The 18298-nt window shown below is 59.3% G+C and carries 22 protein-coding genes; 13 read left to right on the plus strand and 9 right to left on the minus strand.

Annotated elements, in window-relative coordinates:
* The first annotated feature begins 16 nt into the window (after positions 1-16).
* Positions 17-1195 (plus strand): molecular chaperone DnaJ, encoded by a 1179-nt coding sequence (gene dnaJ, locus DXA66_RS06425; protein WP_118527655.1) that lies wholly within the window; start codon positions 17-19, stop codon positions 1193-1195.
* Positions 1196-1285: 90 nt separating this feature from the next.
* Here dnaJ and DXA66_RS06430 read toward each other — a convergent pair whose 3' ends face one another.
* Complete coding sequence (locus DXA66_RS06430; RefSeq protein WP_005943576.1) at positions 1286-1615, minus strand: hypothetical protein; 330 nt, start codon at positions 1613-1615, stop codon at positions 1286-1288.
* A gap of 93 nt (positions 1616-1708) precedes the next feature.
* Positions 1709-2041 (minus strand): hypothetical protein, encoded by a 333-nt coding sequence (locus DXA66_RS06435; RefSeq protein ID WP_097776930.1) that lies wholly within the window; start codon positions 2039-2041, stop codon positions 1709-1711.
* 97 nt (positions 2042-2138) lie between these two features.
* Here DXA66_RS06435 and DXA66_RS14270 point away from each other — a divergent pair, with 97 nt between their 5' ends.
* Positions 2139-2315: a hypothetical protein gene (locus DXA66_RS14270; protein WP_158576340.1), complete on the plus strand. Its 177-nt coding sequence runs from the start codon at positions 2139-2141 to the stop codon at positions 2313-2315.
* A 40-nt stretch (positions 2316-2355) separates the two neighbouring features.
* Here DXA66_RS14270 and DXA66_RS06440 read toward each other — a convergent pair whose 3' ends face one another.
* The 5 genes from DXA66_RS06440 to DXA66_RS06460 form a co-directional block, all read right to left on the minus strand.
* Entirely contained in the window at positions 2356-2679 is a 324-nt protein-coding gene (locus tag DXA66_RS06440) for a hypothetical protein (RefSeq protein WP_005943572.1), read from the minus strand.
* 259 nt (positions 2680-2938) lie between these two features.
* Positions 2939-4111, minus strand: a complete 1173-nt coding sequence (locus DXA66_RS06445) for a DHHW family protein (RefSeq protein ID WP_118527657.1) — start codon at positions 4109-4111, stop codon at positions 2939-2941.
* 12 nt (positions 4112-4123) lie between these two features.
* On the minus strand, positions 4124-5542 hold the full coding sequence (locus tag DXA66_RS06450) for an MBOAT family protein (protein WP_118527659.1): 1419 nt from the start codon (positions 5540-5542) through the stop codon (positions 4124-4126).
* Between the two features lie 69 nt (positions 5543-5611).
* Positions 5612-6196: a DUF4358 domain-containing protein gene (locus DXA66_RS06455; protein WP_187119381.1), complete on the minus strand. Its 585-nt coding sequence runs from the start codon at positions 6194-6196 to the stop codon at positions 5612-5614.
* Between the two features lie 130 nt (positions 6197-6326).
* Positions 6327-7157 carry a M15 family metallopeptidase gene (locus DXA66_RS06460; protein WP_044953885.1) on the minus strand — a complete coding sequence of 277 codons (831 nt, stop codon included), beginning with the start codon at positions 7155-7157 and terminating at the stop codon, positions 6327-6329.
* A 76-nt stretch (positions 7158-7233) separates the two neighbouring features.
* On the opposite strand from DXA66_RS06460, the gene DXA66_RS06465 reads away from it, so the two are divergent.
* The 4 genes from DXA66_RS06465 (at position 7234) to DXA66_RS06480 (ending at position 9542) form a co-directional block, all read left to right on the plus strand.
* Positions 7234-7695, plus strand: a complete 462-nt coding sequence (locus DXA66_RS06465; RefSeq protein ID WP_097774624.1) for a SpoVA/SpoVAEb family sporulation membrane protein — start codon at positions 7234-7236, stop codon at positions 7693-7695.
* Between the two features lie 98 nt (positions 7696-7793).
* Positions 7794-8810 carry a stage V sporulation protein AD gene (locus DXA66_RS06470; RefSeq protein WP_044953883.1) on the plus strand — a complete coding sequence of 339 codons (1017 nt, stop codon included), beginning with the start codon at positions 7794-7796 and terminating at the stop codon, positions 8808-8810.
* 1 nt (position 8811) lies between these two features.
* Positions 8812-9168, plus strand: coding sequence for a SpoVA/SpoVAEb family sporulation membrane protein (locus DXA66_RS06475; RefSeq protein ID WP_005943559.1), 357 nt, complete (start codon positions 8812-8814; stop codon positions 9166-9168).
* A gap of 98 nt (positions 9169-9266) precedes the next feature.
* Positions 9267-9542 (plus strand): peptidoglycan synthetase, encoded by a 276-nt coding sequence (locus tag DXA66_RS06480; protein WP_118527663.1) that lies wholly within the window; start codon positions 9267-9269, stop codon positions 9540-9542.
* Positions 9543-9613: 71 nt separating this feature from the next.
* Here DXA66_RS06480 and rpsT read toward each other — a convergent pair whose 3' ends face one another.
* The gene (rpsT, locus tag DXA66_RS06485; protein ID WP_005943554.1) at positions 9614-9874 is read right to left on the minus strand and encodes a 30S ribosomal protein S20; all 261 of its coding nucleotides are present in this window, start codon (positions 9872-9874) and stop codon (positions 9614-9616) included.
* A gap of 166 nt (positions 9875-10040) precedes the next feature.
* Here rpsT and gpr point away from each other — a divergent pair, with 166 nt between their 5' ends.
* The 7 genes from gpr to DXA66_RS06520 all read left to right on the plus strand — a co-directional run bounded on the left by gpr (position 10041) and on the right by DXA66_RS06520 (position 17138).
* Positions 10041-10826, plus strand: a complete 786-nt coding sequence (gpr, locus tag DXA66_RS06490) for a GPR endopeptidase (RefSeq protein ID WP_005943552.1) — start codon at positions 10041-10043, stop codon at positions 10824-10826.
* 29 nt (positions 10827-10855) lie between these two features.
* Positions 10856-11992 (plus strand): stage II sporulation protein P, encoded by a 1137-nt coding sequence (gene spoIIP, locus DXA66_RS06495; RefSeq protein ID WP_118527665.1) that lies wholly within the window; start codon positions 10856-10858, stop codon positions 11990-11992.
* 335 nt (positions 11993-12327) lie between these two features.
* On the plus strand, positions 12328-13716 hold the full coding sequence (asnS, locus tag DXA66_RS06500; protein WP_005943546.1) for an asparagine--tRNA ligase: 1389 nt from the start codon (positions 12328-12330) through the stop codon (positions 13714-13716).
* Between the two features lie 317 nt (positions 13717-14033).
* Positions 14034-15077 carry an A/G-specific adenine glycosylase gene (locus DXA66_RS06505; RefSeq protein ID WP_118527667.1) on the plus strand — a complete coding sequence of 348 codons (1044 nt, stop codon included), beginning with the start codon at positions 14034-14036 and terminating at the stop codon, positions 15075-15077.
* A gap of 123 nt (positions 15078-15200) precedes the next feature.
* On the plus strand, positions 15201-15404 hold the full coding sequence (locus DXA66_RS06510) for a hypothetical protein (protein WP_044953882.1): 204 nt from the start codon (positions 15201-15203) through the stop codon (positions 15402-15404).
* Positions 15405-15493: 89 nt separating this feature from the next.
* Positions 15494-16798, plus strand: a complete 1305-nt coding sequence (locus tag DXA66_RS06515; RefSeq protein WP_118527669.1) for a murein hydrolase activator EnvC — start codon at positions 15494-15496, stop codon at positions 16796-16798.
* Positions 16799-16880: 82 nt separating this feature from the next.
* Entirely contained in the window at positions 16881-17138 is a 258-nt protein-coding gene (locus DXA66_RS06520) for a hypothetical protein (RefSeq protein WP_118527671.1), read from the plus strand.
* Between the two features lie 91 nt (positions 17139-17229).
* On the opposite strand, the gene DXA66_RS06525 is transcribed toward DXA66_RS06520, so the two are convergent.
* Complete coding sequence (locus DXA66_RS06525; RefSeq protein ID WP_118527673.1) at positions 17230-18213, minus strand: aldo/keto reductase; 984 nt, start codon at positions 18211-18213, stop codon at positions 17230-17232.
* Positions 18214-18298 lie beyond the last annotated feature (85 nt).

Raw genomic sequence — 18298 nt, forward strand, 5'->3', positions numbered from 1 at the left:
GGAGAGGTGAGTGGATATGGCACAGGAAAAGCGTGATTACTACGAAGTGCTGGGGGTATCCAAGACTGCGACCGATGCCGAGATCAAAAAGGCATACCGCAAACTTGCAATGAAATACCACCCGGACTATAACCCCGGCGATAAGGACGCCGAGGAAAAGTTCAAGGAAGTAAACGAAGCAAACGAGGTGCTTTCGGACCCGAAGAAGCGCCAGCTGTACGATCAGTACGGCTTTGCAGGTGTTGACCCTGCCTATGCAGCACAGAACGGCGGCGGCCCCGGTGCGGGCGGCTTTGGCGGTTTTGGCGGCGACGGCGTGGATCTGGGTGACATTTTCGGCGATATCTTTGGCGGCGGCTTCGGCGGCTTTGGCGGTTCGTCCCGTCGGGCCAATCCCAACGCACCCCGTAAGGGTCAGGACATCCGCGTGCGCATCACCCTGAGCTTTGACGAGGCCGTGCACGGCTGCAAGAAGAACATCACCATCACCCGCCAGCAGGAGTGCACCGAGTGCCACGGCAGCGGCTGTGCCGCCGGTTCCAGCCCCGAGACCTGCCCGGACTGCGGTGGCCGCGGCTTCGTGATCCGTCAGCAGCGCACCCCCTTTGGCGTGATGCAGACCCAGCAGCCCTGCTCCCGCTGTGGCGGCAAGGGCAAGCTGGTCAAGAATCCCTGCAAGGTCTGTCATGGCAGCGGCAAGGTGGCTGCTAAAAAGACGCTGGAGGTGTCCATCCCCATGGGCATCGACGACGACCAGAGCTTTGCACTGCGCGGCATGGGCGATGCCGGTGCAAACGGCGGTCCTTCCGGTGATGTGATCGTCATGGTCACGGTGCGCCCCAGCGAGGTGTTCCAGCGCGACGGCTACGATGTGTGGGTCACAGTGCCCATCACCTTCAGTCAGGCTGTGCTGGGCGACACTGTGCAGGTGCCCTCCATTGACGGCAAGGTGGAGTACACCGTGCCCGAGGGCACCCAGAGTGGTACCACCTTCCGCCTGCGCGGCAAAGGCATCCAGTACCTGAATGGCCGCGGCCGCGGTGATATGTACGTCAAGTGCGAGGTGGAGATCCCCAAGAAGCTGAACAAGACCCAGCGGGAGGCCCTGAAGAAGTTCGAGGGCACCCTGAAAGAAGAAAACTACGAAAAGCGCAAGGGCTTCTTCAAAAAGCTGAAGGACATGTTCAACAGCTGAGACGGAAAACCGCATAACATAAAAAGCGGCGGCACTTCCCAAACGGGAGGTGCCGCCGCTTTTGTTTTTTTTCAGAACAGAGACCGGGACTTAGTTGCCGAAGATCAGCAGGGCGTTGGGCACCAGGCCGATGATGGTTGCGCAGGAACCAATGAACCAGAAGCTGCAGCCGATGTCATGGATGGTGTTCGTGGGGCTTTTTTCAGCATGGGCAACCAGAGCGTTCATGCCGTTTTCCACCCAGTTGGAGTTGATATTTGCCTTGCGGTAATCGTGGATGGCAGAAACAGCCTTGTACCAGCCGTACAGCGGGAACCATGCCATGGCGGCTTCCACAACACCTACGCCGCCCTCGGTGTAGGTCATTTCTTCGCAGGACAAAACATTGTATGCAGCAGGATAAGTAATGGCGTTCGTCATAAAGCAAAACTCCTTTTTTAGGTTTGATAAAAAAAGCGGCGGCTCTTCCGCTGAAGAGCCGCCGCAAAAAGCCCTTTGGTGTACTCCTGAAAATTAGAAGTAGATGTTGCCCAGAGAAATAACAGCATACAGACCCAGACTGCCGATGGTAAAGACTGCGTTGTTGACAATGATACCAGCGTAGTAGAAGCCGTTGGTCACGTTGCCCTTGCACTCGGCCAACATGTTGTTCCATGCATTGGACAGCCAGTTGTCGCGGTCCTTTGCAACTTCCTCACGGCACTTGCCAATGCCGATCTGGGTAGCATAGCCGGGCCAGAACCAAGCTGCCAGTGCCTGACCGACAGTAGCACCGCCTTCGGTGTAGGTCATTTCTTCATTAGACAGGACGTTGTAAGAAGCAGGCATCATCATTTTGTTTTCCATAATAACACTCCTTTGAATCAAAGCTATACAGACAGTGCAAGATCGCACTGTTTAAAACCCAAAAATAAACCGGGATATGCGCTTGGAGACCGTTCTCATGAAGCAGGGCGCGCCGCCGCATGACGCGAGTAGTTGCTTGCAGGAAAAGGAAAGCAGTGCTGTTCTCTGCAGGCAAAAGGCCGTTCAGACGGTATACAGTGCTCAGGCAGCCGATTTCTTATTTCTGCTTGATGAAAAGCCCGCGGCCCTCTCTGGCGGAAAAGGCCGCGGGTAAAGGGGTCTTTGGTCTCTCCGGACGGATCTTATGAGCAGGGTCAAAGCAGGACGATGGCAGCATTGACCAGAAAACCAACGCCGGTAGCGCTGGTCGCGGTGACCCAGACGATGCGTCCCAGATCACGCAGCATGTTCTGCGCACTGGAATCCATATCGCGGCTCAGAGCATCCAGACCGGTATCCAGCCAGTCGTTGGGGTGGCTCTTGCGGTAGTTGCGCATGGCGGTAACACCCATGTACCAGCCAATGGGCGGAATCCAGTTCAGCAGAGCTTCCGTAAAGGTAGCACCGCCCTCGGTGTAGGTCATCTCTTCGCAGGAAAGAACGTTGTAGGAAGCAGGCATCATGATCTTGTTTTCCATAATAACACTCCTTTGAATCAAAGATCGTATCAGCACATTCTATGCACTGTTCACACCAGATCGAACCATCGGTGAAGAGCAACTGCTCTATATCGCCATTGTACAACACCCGTTGCATTTTTTCAAGGGGTGAATGGGCAGAGTGCGCAAAAACTGGAGAGACTTCCGAAAAGAACTGGAAAAATTTGTGAAAAAAGACTGCAATAATTTGACATAAAACAACAGCGCCCTTTCCTTTGCGGAAAAGGCGCTGCCATGTTTACCCGGCCACACCGGCACGGTAGAGGTACGGGTCGCTCTTGAAGCTGTCAAAACTGTAGAGCACAAGGATCTGGTCATAATCGTTATCCGCGATCAGCTGATCCAGACCGTAGTTGTAGTTGCGGAAGTCCACCACATCGATCTGGGCGTAATTTGCCGTCAGATACGGTGCAAAGCAGTTGGCGTAGCTGTCCTTGATCACCAGAATGCGCCCGGTACCGTCGCCCTCAATGCGGCTCAGGCCGTTGTTGCCATGCAGGAACATGGCGTACTTATCGTACACGTTCAGCTTGTCCGTGTCGTACAGGCCGGTGGTCTGGCCGTCTGCGGGCTGGCCTGCAGCGGTGACGTTATAGATGGTCAGGCTGTTCGGCAGGTCGTAGTAGGTGATGGTATCCGGCACGGCATTCCATGTGCGTGCCTTGGAGTAGTGGGTGCCGTAGAAATTTTCGGCGGTCAGAGCCGTGTGCGCGGCGGGGTCGAAGGGGGTCAGGCTCAGCGTACCGCACAGCTGCTGGTAGGCGTAGTATGCGCCAAGGCTCGTCCAGTGATGGTCGGTGCGGTAGTAGATATATTCGTCCTTGTGTTCGGCAAGGGTCTGCCGCACATCCACAAAGCGCCCTCCGGCGGCCTGTACGGCGGCGGAAAGCTGGTCGAGATAGGCATCCTCGTCCAGCAGCGGCGCGTTTGCAGGCACGTTTTCCGGGTAAATGACCGATGCTGCCGGGGCCAGCAGTACATCCACCTTACCCGGGTGGCGCTGGCACAGTGCTTCCACAGCGGCGGTGTTCTTGGGCAGGGTGCGGTTCTCGCTGTCCAGCAGGCCGAAGGTGCGGGGGAACATCATGTGCTCTTTGCCCAGCAGGATGCCGCCGTTCTGCTCCTTCTGCAGCAGGGTGGTCTCCACTACGCTCTGCAGGCTGATCCACTCATCGCGGCCGAACACCTGATCCTTCACGTACTTTGTGTAGGCGGTAAAGTAGCTGTTCAGCCCCTTGGCGGAAAGCTGGGTCAGCGCCGGGCGCTGGGAAAGGGTGGTGTTTTCCATCTCGCTGTAGGCGCGGTCCGGTGTAATAAGGTCCAGTGCGAACAGACTAAGAAAGAACAGGCTGAACACCACCAGCACCGGGTAGTGCAGGAGCGAGGAAGATTTTTTGGAATGCTTGTCCATCTTCACGCCTCCTTAAAAGTTGAAATAGAGGAATGGGCTGTTGGTGCTGCCCACCACATAGGCGGTGGAGACCACCAGCAGCGCCAGAATGGCGGCACAGCGGGTGACGGCATTCTTTTTGAGCAGGTTCCAAATCTTTTCAATGAGCGGGGTGCAGCAGAGGATGCTGACCACCAGCAGCACACTGTAGTTGCGCAGGAAGTACAGCGGCGAAACACCGCCGGAAGGAACGAACAGCTTGTGGAACAGCAGACCGAAGCTTACGCCCGTATCGTTGCCCACGAACATGGCCCAGCCCACCACAACGAGGAACAGAGTGTAGATGTGGGGCCACACTCTGCCCTTTTGCAGGTGGGGCAGCAGGAACAGCTTTTCTACAGCCAGCAGCACAAAGTAGTACAGGCCCCAGCAGATAAAGTTCCAGTTCGCGCCGTGCCAGATGCCGGTGAGCAGCTCCACCACGAACAGGTTGAAGATCTGGCGCTTCAGGCCCTTGCGGTTGCCGCCAAGAGGAATATACACATACTCCCGGAACCAGCCGGAAAGGGTCATGTGCCAGCGCCGCCAGAACTCGGTGATGGATGCGGAGATATAAGGGTAGTTGAAGTTTGCGGGGAAGTCGAAGCCCAGCATCTTGCCCATGCCAATGCCCATCATGGAGTAGCCGGAAAAGTCAAAGTAGAGCTGCAGGCTGTAGGCGATGATGCCCAGCCACACCAGCGGGGTGGATGCATTGGCAAGGCCCACAAAGGTGGTGGAAGGGCTGTCCGCAACGCCGATGATGTCTGTCCACAAAGCACCGATGGCATCCGCCAGCAGCACCTTTTTGGCAAGGCCAAAGGTGAACAGGGTCATGCCCTCTTCGATCTGCTGCAGGCTGTAGCGATGCCGGTATACGTGCAGCTGGTTCGAGACATCGCGGTATTTCACGATGGGGCCAGCGATCAGCTGAGGGAACATGACCACATAGGCACCAAAGTCGATGATATTACGCTCTGCCTTTACATCCCGGCGGTAAACATCGATAGAGTAGGAAAGGGTCTGGAAGGTGTAAAAGCTGATGCCCAGCGGCAGAGTGCCAATGCCCTGGATCTCGGCAAAGGCGGTGCCCAGCAGGGCGTTTGCGCTGCGCAGCACAAAGTTTGCGTATTTGAAGTAGAACAGCATCCCAAGGCTGCCAATGAGGGCTATCAGCAGAAATGTCCTGCGCAGGGCCGGCTTTTGGTCGAAGTGCTCGATGCACAGGCCGCTGATGTAGTTGATGAGGATGAGGGCCACCATGACCGGGAAAAACCGTACCTCGCCCCAGCAGTAGAACACCAGACTGCAGAGGAACAGAACGGTGTTCTTGAGCTTTGCGGGCGCAAGGTAATACAGCGCCAGCGTGATGGGCAGAAACCGGAACAGAAAGATGATGGTGCTGAAAACCAAAGCGTCAGCCTCCTTTTAGCCGAAAAAAGCCGATGCCGCAAATGGCACCGGCCTTGGGTGGATCCAGATTCAGTCTGCCAGTGCGCTGTCCACGGCGCTGTCCAGATCGGCAGTGCACTCGTTGGATGCGATCACCATGACAATGGTGTTGCCCTTGAAGGCGATGACAGCGTTCTCCACGTTATCCTGCGCCTGAGCAAACTCGGCGTAGTTGCCGTAGAAGGCCACCTGATCCTGCTGGTAGGAAGCCAGCTGGTTGGCTACGTCCTCGGCCTTGCCGTCGGCGGCTTCGAGCACCAGCACCAGACCGGCATCGCCGTTGTCGTTGCTCTTCACGCCCTTGTAGCTCACCACGTCCTCAGCCTTCAGGCCGAAATCGTACTCAATGTTCATGGCTGCGATCTCGAACTGGTTGGAGATGGGGTCGGCTTCCAGCAGAGCATTGAAAACACCGTCCAGTGCATCAGAGCCGTTCTCGGCAGCATTGTCCACAACAGCGGATGCGGCGGCGCTGGAAGCGGGAGATTCCGCAGCAGCGGTGGAAACGGAGGAGGGAGCGGCCGAAGAGCTGGCGGAACTGCCGCAGCCGGTAAGAGCGACAGCAGCCAGCGCGCCGGTGAGAGCAATTGTAAAGATTTTTGTGCGATTTATCATAAAATATTCCCTCTTTTGTTCAAAACATTCTTGCAGCTGTCCAAAGCGGTCCTGCATCAGGGCAGACTATTGTTATCTTACCATAACTGTGTGCAAAATGCAACGAAAAGCCCCTCGGTTTTACGGATTTTTAACCGGTGATCTTCTCCCCTGCAGCAAGCTTCTGCAGCACGGCAACGGCATCCTCAAAGCACAGGCCGCTCTGCTGGATCAGGGCCGCATTTTCCGGCCCCACATAGCGCCAGTGCCACGGCTCGTAGGTGATCTCGGTAACGGCTTCTGCGTTTTTGGGGTACCGCAGGATGAAGCCGTATTCCACGGCATGGGCGCTCAGCCAGCGGAAGGCCTCGGTGTTTTCAAAGCCCTCGGTCAGGTCGGTGTGCTCCGGGCTGTTCAGGTCGGCAGCAAGACCGCAGTTGTGCTCCGAGTAGCCCGGCGGGTTCACGATATTTGCCGCCTGCTTTTTTGCTTCGGCTTCGCTCAGGCCCTTATTGCGGAAATACTGGGTCTTTTGGTCGTAGAGGTTCTTCTGGTAGTCCACGCTGCGGTAGCCGCTCTGCATCCAGATGGTCACGCCGTCCTTTGCGGCGGCGGCCTGCATGGCGAGGAACGCATCGGCGGCTTCGGTCTGCAGGGTCTTGTTCACAGCGGTGGCCGAGCCGCACGCCTTGGTGGTAAAGGTATGATCGTCCGGCATTTTGTTCGTGTGGTTCACCAGCACCATGCGGGGATCATCCAGAATGGCCTGCGCCTGCCGGGCGGTCAGCAGACTGCTTTCTGCCTCTGATGCTGCCGAGGCGCTGGACGTGGAAGTTGCCGAGGCGGCAGGCACAGCGGAACGGCTGTGCAGCACGAACGAGGCCCCGCCCACGGCAATGCAGGCCACGACGGTAACGGTGAGCACGCGCCGCACGGCGGGCCGCAGATGGCGGCGGTGATGAGGATGGACAGACAGGTTCATCTGGAATACCTTCTTTCCGGTGGATGTGCATAGAGTTTGCTTCCTATGGGCAAGCTATGCCCGGAGGGGAAACAATATGAAAATGACAGCACAGGAATATGCGCGCCGGGTGCGGCGCATCGGGCCGCACTCGCCCTTGGGGCTGGACTGCCTGTGGGCTTTTGGCGTGGGCGGCGGTATCTGCCTGCTGGGCGAAGTGCTGCGCCAGAGCTATCTTGCCATGGGCGTGGAAGCCGACCTTGCCGGCACCCTGACCAGCTGCAGCCTGATCGTGCTCTCAGCGGTGCTTACCACGCTGGGCTGGTACCAGAAGCTGGCCGCAAAGGCCGGGGCCGGGTCGCTGGTGCCCATCACAGGCTTTGCCAATGCGGTGGTCAGCGCGGCCATCGAGTTCAAGGCCGAGGGCCGGGTGCTGGGTACCGGGGCCAAGATGTTCACCATTGCCGGGCCGGTGATCGTGTACGGCACGCTGGCGGCGGTGGTGTACGGCGCGGTGCTGTGGGTGCTGGGCATGGCGGGTGTGCCTGTGCTGTCATAAACACGGGCAAGTGTGCCGTAAGATTGCAGCATGATGTTATTATACAATATTTTATGGAACGGTTTCCATCTATTTTCCACGAAGGAGAAATTTTGCCTATGACGGTCCGGTGCGGGGATACCCTGCTGTTCCAGACACTGCCGGTGATCGCTGCGGGTGCAGCGGTGGGCGGCAAAAAAGAGAGCGAAGGCCCGCTGGCGGCAGAGTTCGACGAGCTGAGCGCAGACAACCGCTTTGGCCAGTCCAGCTGGGAAGCTGCGGAAAAATACCTGCAGCTGCGCGCCGCGCGGCTGTGCCTGCAAAAAGCGGCGCTTCCGCAGGAAAAGGTGCAGCTGGCCCTTGCCGGGGATCTGCAGGCCCAGTGCACGGCATCCAGCTATGCCATGCGGGAGCTGGGCGTGCCCTTTGCCGGGCTGTTCGGGGCCTGCAGCACCATGGCCGAGGGCCTTGCGCTGGGCGCTGCTCTGTGCGAGGGCGGTGCTGCGCGCAATCTGCTGGCCATGGCTTCCAGCCACTTCTGCGCGGCAGAGCGGCAGTTCCGCACGCCGCTGAGCTACGGCGCGGTGCGCACGCCCACGGCCCAGTGGACTGCCACCGCTGCCGGATGCTGCCTTTTGCAGCCGCAGGGCGAAGGCGTTGGCATTGCCGCTGCCACCTTTGGCCGTGTGCAGGATTATCAGGTAAAGGACATCAACAATATGGGGGCTGCCATGGCCCCGGCAGCGGCTTCCACCCTGCTGCACTATTTTAAGGATACTGGCACCGAACCGCAGGAGTTCGACTGCATCTATACCGGCGACCTTGGGCAGGTGGGCAGTCAGCTGCTGCGGGAGCTGCTGGCCGCAGAAGGTTTGCTGATCAAAAACCATGTGGACTGCGGGTGCATCCTGTTCGATGCAAACGAGCAGAGCGTAAAGAGCGGCGGCTCAGGCCCGGGCTGCTGCGCGGCGGTGCTGTGCGGGCACATCCTGCCGCGCCTGCGCCGGGGCAGCCAGAAGCGGGTGCTGTTCACAGCCACCGGGGCCCTGATGAGCCAGACTACCTTTTTGCAGAAGGAGACCATCCCGGCGGTGGCGCATCTGGTGGAGCTGCGTGCGCCGGAAAAGGAGAAGTAAGATGAACTATTTCTGGGCTTTCTGTGTGGGCGGGGCCATCTGCGTGGCGGGACAGCTGCTCATCGACCTGACCGGCCTGACCCCGGCCCGCATCCTGACCGGATATGTGGTGGCGGGCGTGGTGCTTTCGGCCATTGGGTGGTATGCCCCGCTGGCCGAGTTTGCCGGGTGCGGGGCCACGGTTCCCCTGCTGGGCTTCGGCCATCTGCTGGCAAAGGGCGTGCGCACTGCGCTGCAGGAAGAAGGTGCTGTGGGCATCCTCACCGGCGGGCTGACCGCCGCTGCGGCCGGTGTTACCACCAGCCTTGTGTGCGGCGTGGTGTGCAGCTGGGTGGGCAAAAGTCACGACCAGAACTGAAGAAGAAATACACAAGAACATTGCTGCTTTGTCCGCCACCCTTCGCCCTGTTTTTCCACCGCACTGCGGTAAACTGTGCAAAACAGGAGGTGATGCGGATGAAGCACCGCTGGACGACCCTTTTGTGGGAGCTTTGGGCTGCACAGGCCTTGTGCGCGGTGGCAGCCCTGCCGCCGGGCAGTGCGTTCCATACATGCCCGGCACTGGCGCTGCCGGGGCTGGCCCTTGCGGCGGCGGTGCCCACGGCATGGGCTGCGTGGGCGCTGCTGGCCGAGCCGCCCGACGGCCTGCCGCCGGAGCAGCTTCTGGAGCAGGCACCGGGGTTCGATTTTGCCACCCTGTGTGATTTTGAGCGGCCTGCTGCCGTGCCCTGAAAAGCGGGCAAAACAAAAACCCCTGTGCCGGGAACCCGGTACAGAGGTTTTGTTCGTCAATCAGAAAGCGATCAAGCGTTCTTGTTAGCACGCTTTGCCATACGGCTGATCTTGCGGCTGGCGGTGTTCTTTTTGATGACACCCTTAGCGCGAGCCTTGTCGATCGCGGAAACAGCAGCCAGGACGGTTGCGTCCTTGTCAGCGGCATTCGCATCGATGGCAGCGTCTGCCTTCTTGACGACTGTTTTCAGGTTGGTCTTAATGGCCTTGTTGTGAGCCTGCTCTGCAGCAGCCTGCACGACGCGGTCCTTCTGAGATTTGATGTTAGGCATTCGTTCCACCTCCTTGGCTACCTATAACAGCGCACCCTATGATACCATATTTCGCGTACCAGCGCAAGCGTTTTTTTGATTTTTGTTTAGAAAAGTTTTATTTTTGCCATACTTTCTGCGTGCAGAGGGGGCATTTGGCCCCAAAACAGGCAGGAGGAGCAGAAAAATGCGTTTTACCGATATGGCAGACGAGATGTTTGGTGCAGCACAGGGGGCGCTGCCTGCCGGGGTAAGGCTTGCCACAGCAAAGCGCGGCGGGGTCACAATAACGCGGGTGGAGATCGCGCGCGAAGGGCTGGCGAAGCCCCGCGGACGGTATGTCACGCTGGAAATGCCCAGCGTCAGCGTGCTGGACGAGCGGGACGCTGCGGTGATCGAGACCTGTGCGGCAGAACTGCGCGCCCTGCTGCCGCCGGAAGGGCCGGTGCTGGTGCTGGGCATCGGGAACCGGCGGGTCACGGCGGATGCTCTCGGCCCGCGCACGGCGCAGAAGATTTTAGTCACCATGGGGCCGCAGCACACGCTGCCGGTAAAAGGCATCCGGCCGGTGGCCGCCATTGCGCCGGGGGTGTCGGCCTCCACCGGGCTGACTCTGCGCCAGCTGGCCGGGGCCATGGTGGAAGCGGTGCGGCCGGCGGCCCTGATCTGCGTGGACAGCCTTTGCAGTGCCGAGGGCGCGCGGCTGGGCCGCAGCGTGCAATTCTCCGACACCGGGCTGTACCCGGCGCAGGCGGATCATGCAAAGCATCTGGACGCGGCAGCGCTGGGCGTGCCGGTGATCGCGGCGGGCATCCCCACCTTGATGGATTCGGACGAAGGAGCAGATCTTGTGGTCACGCCCCGGGCGCTGGACAGCGTGATCGCCCACGGCTCGGCTCTGCTGGCCGGTGCCATCAACCGGGCCTTGCAGCCAAGGCTCAGCGTGGCGCAGCTGTTCTGGCTGGCGGGGTAACACCGGTGGGCCGGAAGGGAGGTTATTTTATGCGCAGCAAAGCACTGCCGCCCGCCCGGGCGCAGGGGCATATCGTGCCGTTTCTGGAAGCGGCTGCTCTGTTTGCCGCACTGTGCATCTTTGCCCGCACGGCGGCACTGATGCTGGCTGCGGCCATTACTGCACCGCTGCCAATGGCCGAAACTCTTTTCTGGCTGGGGCGGCAGGCCGCACAGGAGCAGCCCGCATCATCTGTGCAGGTGGAAGCCGCACCGGACAGCACACCGGAAGCGGCATCCTCTCTGCCGCAGGCCGTGCAGGCGCTGACTGGGAACATTGAGGACTACCTTGTGCCGTTGCTGGGCGAGGAAGCCCGCCCGGCGGATGCGGGTACTGTCATTGAAAAAAATTATCCGCAGGGCAGCGGCGAAAAGTACATTCCCTGCGGGGCGGGCAGCATCAAAAACAATACCCGGCAGACGGCGGCAGACATTGCGGCGGAGATTGAGAATCCGCTGCCCTTTGCCATTGAGCCGAACAGTCCCGACCCGCAGGTGCTGGTGATGCACACTCACGCAACCGAGGACTACCGCCTTTCGGCCGGGCTGTGGTTTGCCCCCGGCGATGGTGCCCGCAGCACCGACTGCAGCGTGAATATGTGCGCGGTGGGCCGTGTGGTGGCCGATACCCTCAATGCGGCAGGCATCAACACCCTGCACGACGAGACCCTGAACGACTACCCTAGCTACACCGGCAGCTATGCCAACAGCCGGGCCGTGGTGCAGCAGTATCTGGCCCGGTATCCCAGCATCAAGGTGGTGCTGGATGTCCACCGGGATGCCATCGAGACGGAAAGTGGCAGCCGCTATGCCCCGGTGTGCACGGTGGACGGGCGGCAGGCCGCACAGGTCATGATCATCTGCGGGTGCGACAACGGCACCACCGTTCAGCTGCCGGGCTGGCGGCAGAATCTGCGCTTTGCCGCTGCGTGGGAGCGCAGCATGGAAGGAATGTACCCCGGTTTTACCCGGCCGGTGCTGTTCAGCTACCGGTTCTACAATCAGGATCTGACCACCGGCAGCCTGCTCATTGAGATCGGCGGGCACGGCAATAACCTGAACGAGGCTCTTTATGCCGGGCAGCTGGCGGCAAAGGGCCTTGCTGCCGCATTGCTGGGCGGTGCTTGACAAAACGCCGCCAAAGTGCTATTTTTTAAAGGTCAAATGCAAAGATCGGGAAAAGTAGCGCGGGCCGTCCGGCCCAGAGAGTGCGGCACAGCTGAGAGCCGCGCCCGCACGCCGCGTGAACGAACACCCGGGAGCAGCAAACTGAACATGGCAGCTGCCATTAGTAGGTGCGCCGCAGGCCCTGCGTTACGGGGGCAGCGCTTTTATTGAGCGCGTGAGCGACCGGACACTTCCGGTAATTCAGGTGGCACCGCGGACATTACAAGACAGCTTGTTCGCCCTGAACTTTCAGGGAGAACAAAGCTGTCTTTTTTATGTTATAAAGGAGAACTATCATGGAACGTACCGAGATCGTTTCGCTGTTCAAAAACACCCCCGCCGACGGCACCGAGATCACCGTCTGCGGCTGGGCAAAGAACATCCGCGACTCCAAGAACATCGGCTTCATCGCCCTGTCGGACGGCGGCTGCTTCAAGACCCTGCAGGTCGTGCTGGAAGCAGGCAAGCTGGCAAACTACGATGAGGTGATCCACACCGGTCTGTACAGCAGCCTGCGCGTCAAGGGCAAGCTGGTGCTCACCCCGCAGGCAAAGCAGCCCTTTGAGCTGAATGCCGACAGTGTGGAGATCCTGGGCGACTGCCCGGCGGACGAGTATCCGCTGCAGAAAAAGAAGATGAGCATGGAATATCTGCGCACCATGCCCACCCTGCGCCCCCGCACCAACACCTTCAACGCCGCTTTCCGCGTGCGCAGCGCCGCGGCCTACGCCATCCACAAGTTCTTCCAGGAGAACGGCTTCGTTTACTCTCACTCCCCGCTGCTCACCTCTTCCGACTGTGAGGGCGCAGGCGAGATGTTCCGCGTGACCACCCTCGACCTTGAGAATGTGCCCAAGAACGAGGACGGCACCGTGGATTACACGCAGGACTTCTTCGAGAAGCCGGTCAACCTGACCGTTTCCGGCCAGCTGGAAGCCGAAGCCATGGCCATGGCATTCGGCAAGGTGTACACCTTCGGCCCCACCTTCCGCGCCGAGAAGAGCTTTACCACCCGTCACGCCGCCGAGTTCTGGATGATCGAGCCGGAGATGGCATTCTGCGACCTGTCCGGCTACATGGACACCGCCGAGGCCATGACCAAGTACGTCATCCGCTACGTGCTGGACAACTGCCCGGATGAAATGGCCTTCTTCAACCAGTTCATCGACAAGGGCCTCATCGAGCGTCTGGAGCTGGTGGCAAACTGCGAGTTTGGCCGCATCAGCTACACCGAGGCCATCGAGATCCTGAAGAAGAACAACAAGAAGTTCCAGTTCCCTGTGGAGTGGGGCGTGGACATCCAGACCGAGCACGAGCGCTACCTGACCGAGGTGGTGTTCAAAAAGCCTGTGTTCGTCACCGACTACCCGAAGGAGATCAAGAGCTTCTACATGAAGCAGAACCCGGACGGCAAGACCGTGGCAGCCGCAGATATGCTGGTGCCCGGCATCGGCGAGCTGATCGGCGGCAGCCAGCGTGAAGAGAACTACGACAAGCTGGTGGCCCGCATGGACGAGCTGGGCATGGACAAGACCAACTACGACTGGTACCTGAACCTGCGCAAGTTCGGCGGCGTGGAGCACGCCGGCTACGGCTTGGGCTTCGAGCGCATGATCATGTACCTCACGGGCATCCAGAACATCCGTGACGTGCTGCCCTTCCCCCGCACCGCATACGGATTCTGAGTATGACGATTTGAATGCCCTCCGCTTGCGCTTTGGGCATATTCAGCGGAATGAATTTTTAATATTCGTGTTTGTCGCGGCCTGCGGGCCGCTCCAAACACATTTTCACGCAAGGGGCCGTATCCGGAAACTGCTGCTTTAAAATGATACAGCTGTTGACCGCGGCGGCCTTACCTGTGAAAGTGCGATCCCGGAAAGTCCGCAGACTTTCCGGGATCGCTTTCTATAAAAATTTTACCGCTATGATTGCCAGAGCAAAGCGGAGGCAATTCTAAATCGGCAAGATGTCTGACTTTTCAACAAGGAGCACAAAACAAGTGGAAAACATCTCTCCTGCCCTGCTGGACTGGTTTTACAAAAACCACCGCATCCTGCCCTTCCGCACCGACCCCAGCCCCTACCATGTGTGGCTCAGCGAGATCATGCTGCAGCAGACCCGGGTCTCGGCGGCACTGCCCTACTACGAACGCTTTCTCGCCGCCCTGCCGGACATTCGGGCCCTTGCCGCCTGCGAAGAGGAAAAGCTGCACAAGCTCTGGGAGGGTCTTGGCTACTACAGCCGGGTGCGCAACCTGCAAAAGGCTGCACGCATCGTCTGTGAGCAGTACGGCGGACAGCTGCCCGCCGACTATGATGCCCTGCGGGCCCTGCCCGGCATCGGGGACTACACGGCGGGAGCCGTTGCGTCCATCAGCTTCGGCATCCCGGTGCCCGCCGTGGACGGCAATGTGCTGCGGGTGTTCTCCCGTTTGTACAACGACCCCGCTGCCGTCACAGAACCGGCCGTGAAAAAAGCGTTCACCGCCCGCGTGATGGAGCACCAGCCGCCGGATGCGCCCGGCGACTACAATCAGGCCCTTATGGAGCTGGGAGCGCTGGTCTGCGTGCCGAACGGTGCGCCCCTGTGCGAAAAATGCCCGCTTGCCCACCTGTGCGCCGCCCGTGCTGCGGGCACTGCATTGGAGCTGCCCCGCAAAGCAGCGCCCAAGCCCCGCAGACTGCAGCCTGTGACGCTGGCGCTGGTGGAAAGCCCGGCAGGTTTCCTTTTGCAGCAGCGGCCCCAAAAGGGCCTGCTTGCCGGGCTGTGGCAGCCGGTACTGTGGGAGGGTGAAGCCCTTGCCGCCGGAGAGGTCCTTGCCCGCCTGCAGGCCATGGGGATGGATACCGGCACCGCCGCGCCGGAAGCGCTGCCCGCTGCAAAGCACATCTTCAGCCACATCGAGTGGCATATGAACGGCATCCTGCTGCATGTGCCCGCCCAAGATGCTCCGGCAGGCTGCGTGTGGGCAAGCCGGAAAGCCCTGCAGGCCGAGTATACGCTGCCCGGTGCATTCAAGGCATACAGGAAGCTTATAGTATGAAATTTTGGCCTTTTTGACCTGAATGGTTGTAATTTTTGACAGGAACGGGTATAATAAAAGCCAACAAGCACTGGAATGAAAGCTGAAACATCGTTTCAACGAAAAAAGGAGTGTATTGAACCTATGAAGAAATCTTGTCTGGTCGCTGTGATCACTGTTCTGGCCGCTGTTGCCGGTGCCCTTGCTGCTGTTGCTGTTTACCTGCACCGCCGTGAGAAGGAGCTGGACGAGTACGAGCGTCTGCTGTTCGGCGAGGACGATGCTGCAACGGTAGAGCCGGAGGCTGCTGCCGAAGAGGCTGCCCCTGCAGAGGATGCTGCAGAATAAAAAACACGAACCGTAAACCTTCGGGCGCACCGGCAGTCTGCAAAAGGCTGTGCCGGTGCGCCCTTTTTGCTACATAGAAGGAGTGTATCATGAAGCGTTTTCTGCTCTGGCTCGTGGGTGTGGTGCTGGGCGTAGGCATCTTTCTGGGCGCGGTGATGGGCGTGAGCTATGCCTTTACCACCGAGGGCGGCTGCCCGGACAGCACCGCGCAGTTTGGCACCGAAGCGCTGGAACCCAACGGCTGGTGCTGGCAGGTGCCGCTCATCGGCGGAAAGCTCGATAAGGTGTTTGCCAGCCCCGCCACCCTCACGGTGCAGAAGCTGGGCACGCTGTACACGGCCCACCCGGCCATCACCCTGCCGGACTGGGCCAGCTACACCACCCTCACCATCCAGAACGCCTATGGCAGCATTGTATTTGTGGGCAGTGTGAGCGATTATCAAAGCTTTTTGTTCCCGGCCAACGGCGAATATAAGGCAGAGCTATCGGTCTGGCGGGTGCCGGAGGGCGGCATGGCCACCCAATTTGAGGGCGGCAGCACCGGCGCAGTGCGCAAAAATCTGGGGCTGGAAAAGCCCGCAAAGCCCACCGGCTGGTATCGTTATGCCTTCCGGTTCACCCTGCAGGCCAGCGCGGAGGTGGAGCTTTCCGCCGAGCGGGTGGAGCAGGGCGGCATTGTGGGCCTGCGCATCTCCGGCATGACCGGCGATGCAGCACCCACTGTGGAGACCGACCTTGGCAATGTGCAGTGCGTGCGTGCAGCCGATGGCTGGCGGGCCTACATCCCGGCGGCATACAACGCTTCCTCCGGCGGGCATGAGGTGAACATTACCGTGAACGGCGAGACCATCACCCGCAGCATCATCGTGCTGCCCAAGGATTTTGGCACGGTGGACGTGGAGCCGGAACTGGATGCATCGGATGCGGCAAACACCCAGTTCCGCAATGCAGTCTGGGGCCTGTACGAAGCGCCCGCGCGGGAAAAAATGTGGCAGGGCGGCTTTGTGAACCCGGTGGAAAGCTACACCACCCTTGTGGATTACGGTCAGGTCAGGGTGGTCAACGGCCAGCAGGGCAGCCGTTCCAACTCCACAAAACTTTATACCATCCCCGGTGAACCCTGCCGTGCCCCTGCAAACGGCGTGGTGGTGCTGGCCGCAGAGCTGGCCCTTACCGGCAACACGGTGGTCATCGACCATGGCTGCGGGATGCGCAGCTACCTGTACGGGCTGCAGACTCTTTCCGTCTCCGCCGGGCAGAGCGTGGAAAAGGGGCAGGCTGTGGGTGTGCTGGGCGAAGAACTGACCATGGACTTCAAGCTTGGCAGCAAAAGCGTGAACCCGTGGATGCTGTTCCAGACCTCCGGCGGGCTGTTCTGGAAGGAGAACGGGTAAAGATAAAGCAGAATTTTGAAGTCGCACTGCTACGTTGATTCATCAAATAACCGTTGTTCATTTTTTGCATAGGAGGTTTACCATGCTAGAGCAATTCTTCAAGTCACGGGTGGCAACTGTTTCGGATTCAACTTATTGCCATCGTATTACAGATGCTTTGACAGCAGCTGGAATCAAATGCTATTGCAAAACCAAAGATGCTAATCAGCGAAGTGTTTTTGACGCGACACGGATGCGGGCTCAAATTGGGACTTTTGGAATAAAGCCCCGGTATATTACAGAGATTTTTGTAGATAAAGAAAACGCAGAGCTCGCTTCTCATATCATTCATACTCTGTAAAATTCCAGTTTGCAAACCTGCTATCAATATCAAAAGCCGGAGCCGTCAGCATTACCTGTCGGCTCCGGCCTTTTTCGGAGCTTTTAAAACCTCAGGAGATGGCATCCACATCCCACTTCATGCGGACGGCATCGGCACCGTCCAGTTTGATGTTCAGCGCACCAGCGTTGTCCATCACCTGCTGCGGGGTGCGGGCACCGCACAGCACATGCAGGCCGGGGATCATGCGGGCGGTCAGGGCGATCACCAGCTGTGCCAGAGAGCAGTCGTATTTCTCGGTCAGGTCGCCCCACTTTGCCAGCATGTCCAGCGCCTGTGCCCGGCGGGCGGGCTGGAAGCTGGGGTTCGAGTTGCGGGTGCTGCCCTCAGGATAGGTGGTGTCCATGGTCACCTTGCCGGTCAGCAGGCCCTGCTCCAGCGGAGAGTATGCCTGCACCGAAACGCCCAGCTCCCTGCAGGTGGGCAGCAGCTGCTTTTCCACACGGCGGGTGAGCAGACTGTACTTTTCCTGAATGACATCCAGCTGGCCGTACTTGCAGTAGCCGCGGATGATGTCCGCAGTGACGTTGGATGCACCGATGGCACGGATCTTGCCCTGCTCCTTCAGCTTCATCATGGCTTCCACCGTCTCTTCCAGCGGGTAGATGCCGAAATCGGGGGTCTGCCAGTGGGTGTACAGCACATCCAGATGATCGGTGTGCAGGCGGCGCAGGCTGTCCTCCACATCCTCGATGATGCTCTTTGCAGAAAGGTCGCGGTAAACGGTGGTGCCGTCCACGACCTTGTGCAGCACCGGTGTTTCATGCCGCCACTCCAGACCGCACTTGGTGGAAAGCACCACCTTGTCGCGGTCGATGTGCTTCATGGCTTCGCCCACCACGGTCTCGCTGTGGTACAGGCCGTAGATGGGCGCGGTGTCGATCCACTGGATGCCCTGCTCCACAGCAGTCTGGATGGCCTTGACTGAAAGGCTGTCGTCGTTATCGCCCCACCATGCACCGCCGCCGATGGCCCAGGTGCCCATGCCGAGAAATGGCACCTGAATGCCGCTTTTGCCAATATTGATGTTTTGCATATATTTTCCCTCCATGCCAGCAGTGTTCCCCGCAATGGGAAGCAATCATACAAGCGCTGGCATTCTTTGTTGTATGCTTCAGACT

Source organism: Faecalibacterium sp. OF03-6AC, from assembly GCF_003478175.1.
Taxonomy (GTDB): domain Bacteria; phylum Bacillota; class Clostridia; order Oscillospirales; family Ruminococcaceae; genus Faecalibacterium; species Faecalibacterium taiwanense.

Excerpts from the sequence above, each read along its gene's own strand:
- dnaJ (WP_118527655.1), top strand. The coding sequence starts at position 17 with ATGGCACAGGAAAAGCGTGATTACTACGAAGTGCTGGGGGTATCCAAG.
- DXA66_RS06430 (WP_005943576.1), bottom strand. The coding sequence starts at position 1,615 with ATGACGAACGCCATTACTTATCCTGCTGCATACAATGTTTTGTCCTGC.
- DXA66_RS06435 (WP_097776930.1), bottom strand. The coding sequence starts at position 2,041 with ATGGAAAACAAAATGATGATGCCTGCTTCTTACAACGTCCTGTCTAAT.
- DXA66_RS14270 (WP_158576340.1), top strand. The coding sequence starts at position 2,139 with ATGAAGCAGGGCGCGCCGCCGCATGACGCGAGTAGTTGCTTGCAGGAA.
- DXA66_RS06440 (WP_005943572.1), bottom strand. The coding sequence starts at position 2,679 with ATGGAAAACAAGATCATGATGCCTGCTTCCTACAACGTTCTTTCCTGC.
- DXA66_RS06445 (WP_118527657.1), bottom strand. The coding sequence starts at position 4,111 with ATGGACAAGCATTCCAAAAAATCTTCCTCGCTCCTGCACTACCCGGTG.
- DXA66_RS06455 (WP_187119381.1), bottom strand. The coding sequence starts at position 6,196 with ATGATAAATCGCACAAAAATCTTTACAATTGCTCTCACCGGCGCGCTG.
- DXA66_RS06460 (WP_044953885.1), bottom strand. The coding sequence starts at position 7,157 with ATGAACCTGTCTGTCCATCCTCATCACCGCCGCCATCTGCGGCCCGCC.
- DXA66_RS06465 (WP_097774624.1), top strand. The coding sequence starts at position 7,234 with ATGAAAATGACAGCACAGGAATATGCGCGCCGGGTGCGGCGCATCGGG.
- DXA66_RS06470 (WP_044953883.1), top strand. The coding sequence starts at position 7,794 with ATGACGGTCCGGTGCGGGGATACCCTGCTGTTCCAGACACTGCCGGTG.
- DXA66_RS06475 (WP_005943559.1), top strand. The coding sequence starts at position 8,812 with ATGAACTATTTCTGGGCTTTCTGTGTGGGCGGGGCCATCTGCGTGGCG.
- DXA66_RS06480 (WP_118527663.1), top strand. The coding sequence starts at position 9,267 with ATGAAGCACCGCTGGACGACCCTTTTGTGGGAGCTTTGGGCTGCACAG.
- rpsT (WP_005943554.1), bottom strand. The coding sequence starts at position 9,874 with ATGCCTAACATCAAATCTCAGAAGGACCGCGTCGTGCAGGCTGCTGCA.
- gpr (WP_005943552.1), top strand. The coding sequence starts at position 10,041 with ATGCGTTTTACCGATATGGCAGACGAGATGTTTGGTGCAGCACAGGGG.
- spoIIP (WP_118527665.1), top strand. The coding sequence starts at position 10,856 with ATGCGCAGCAAAGCACTGCCGCCCGCCCGGGCGCAGGGGCATATCGTG.
- asnS (WP_005943546.1), top strand. The coding sequence starts at position 12,328 with ATGGAACGTACCGAGATCGTTTCGCTGTTCAAAAACACCCCCGCCGAC.
- DXA66_RS06510 (WP_044953882.1), top strand. The coding sequence starts at position 15,201 with ATGAAGAAATCTTGTCTGGTCGCTGTGATCACTGTTCTGGCCGCTGTT.
- DXA66_RS06515 (WP_118527669.1), top strand. The coding sequence starts at position 15,494 with ATGAAGCGTTTTCTGCTCTGGCTCGTGGGTGTGGTGCTGGGCGTAGGC.
- DXA66_RS06520 (WP_118527671.1), top strand. The coding sequence starts at position 16,881 with ATGCTAGAGCAATTCTTCAAGTCACGGGTGGCAACTGTTTCGGATTCA.
- DXA66_RS06525 (WP_118527673.1), bottom strand. The coding sequence starts at position 18,213 with ATGCAAAACATCAATATTGGCAAAAGCGGCATTCAGGTGCCATTTCTC.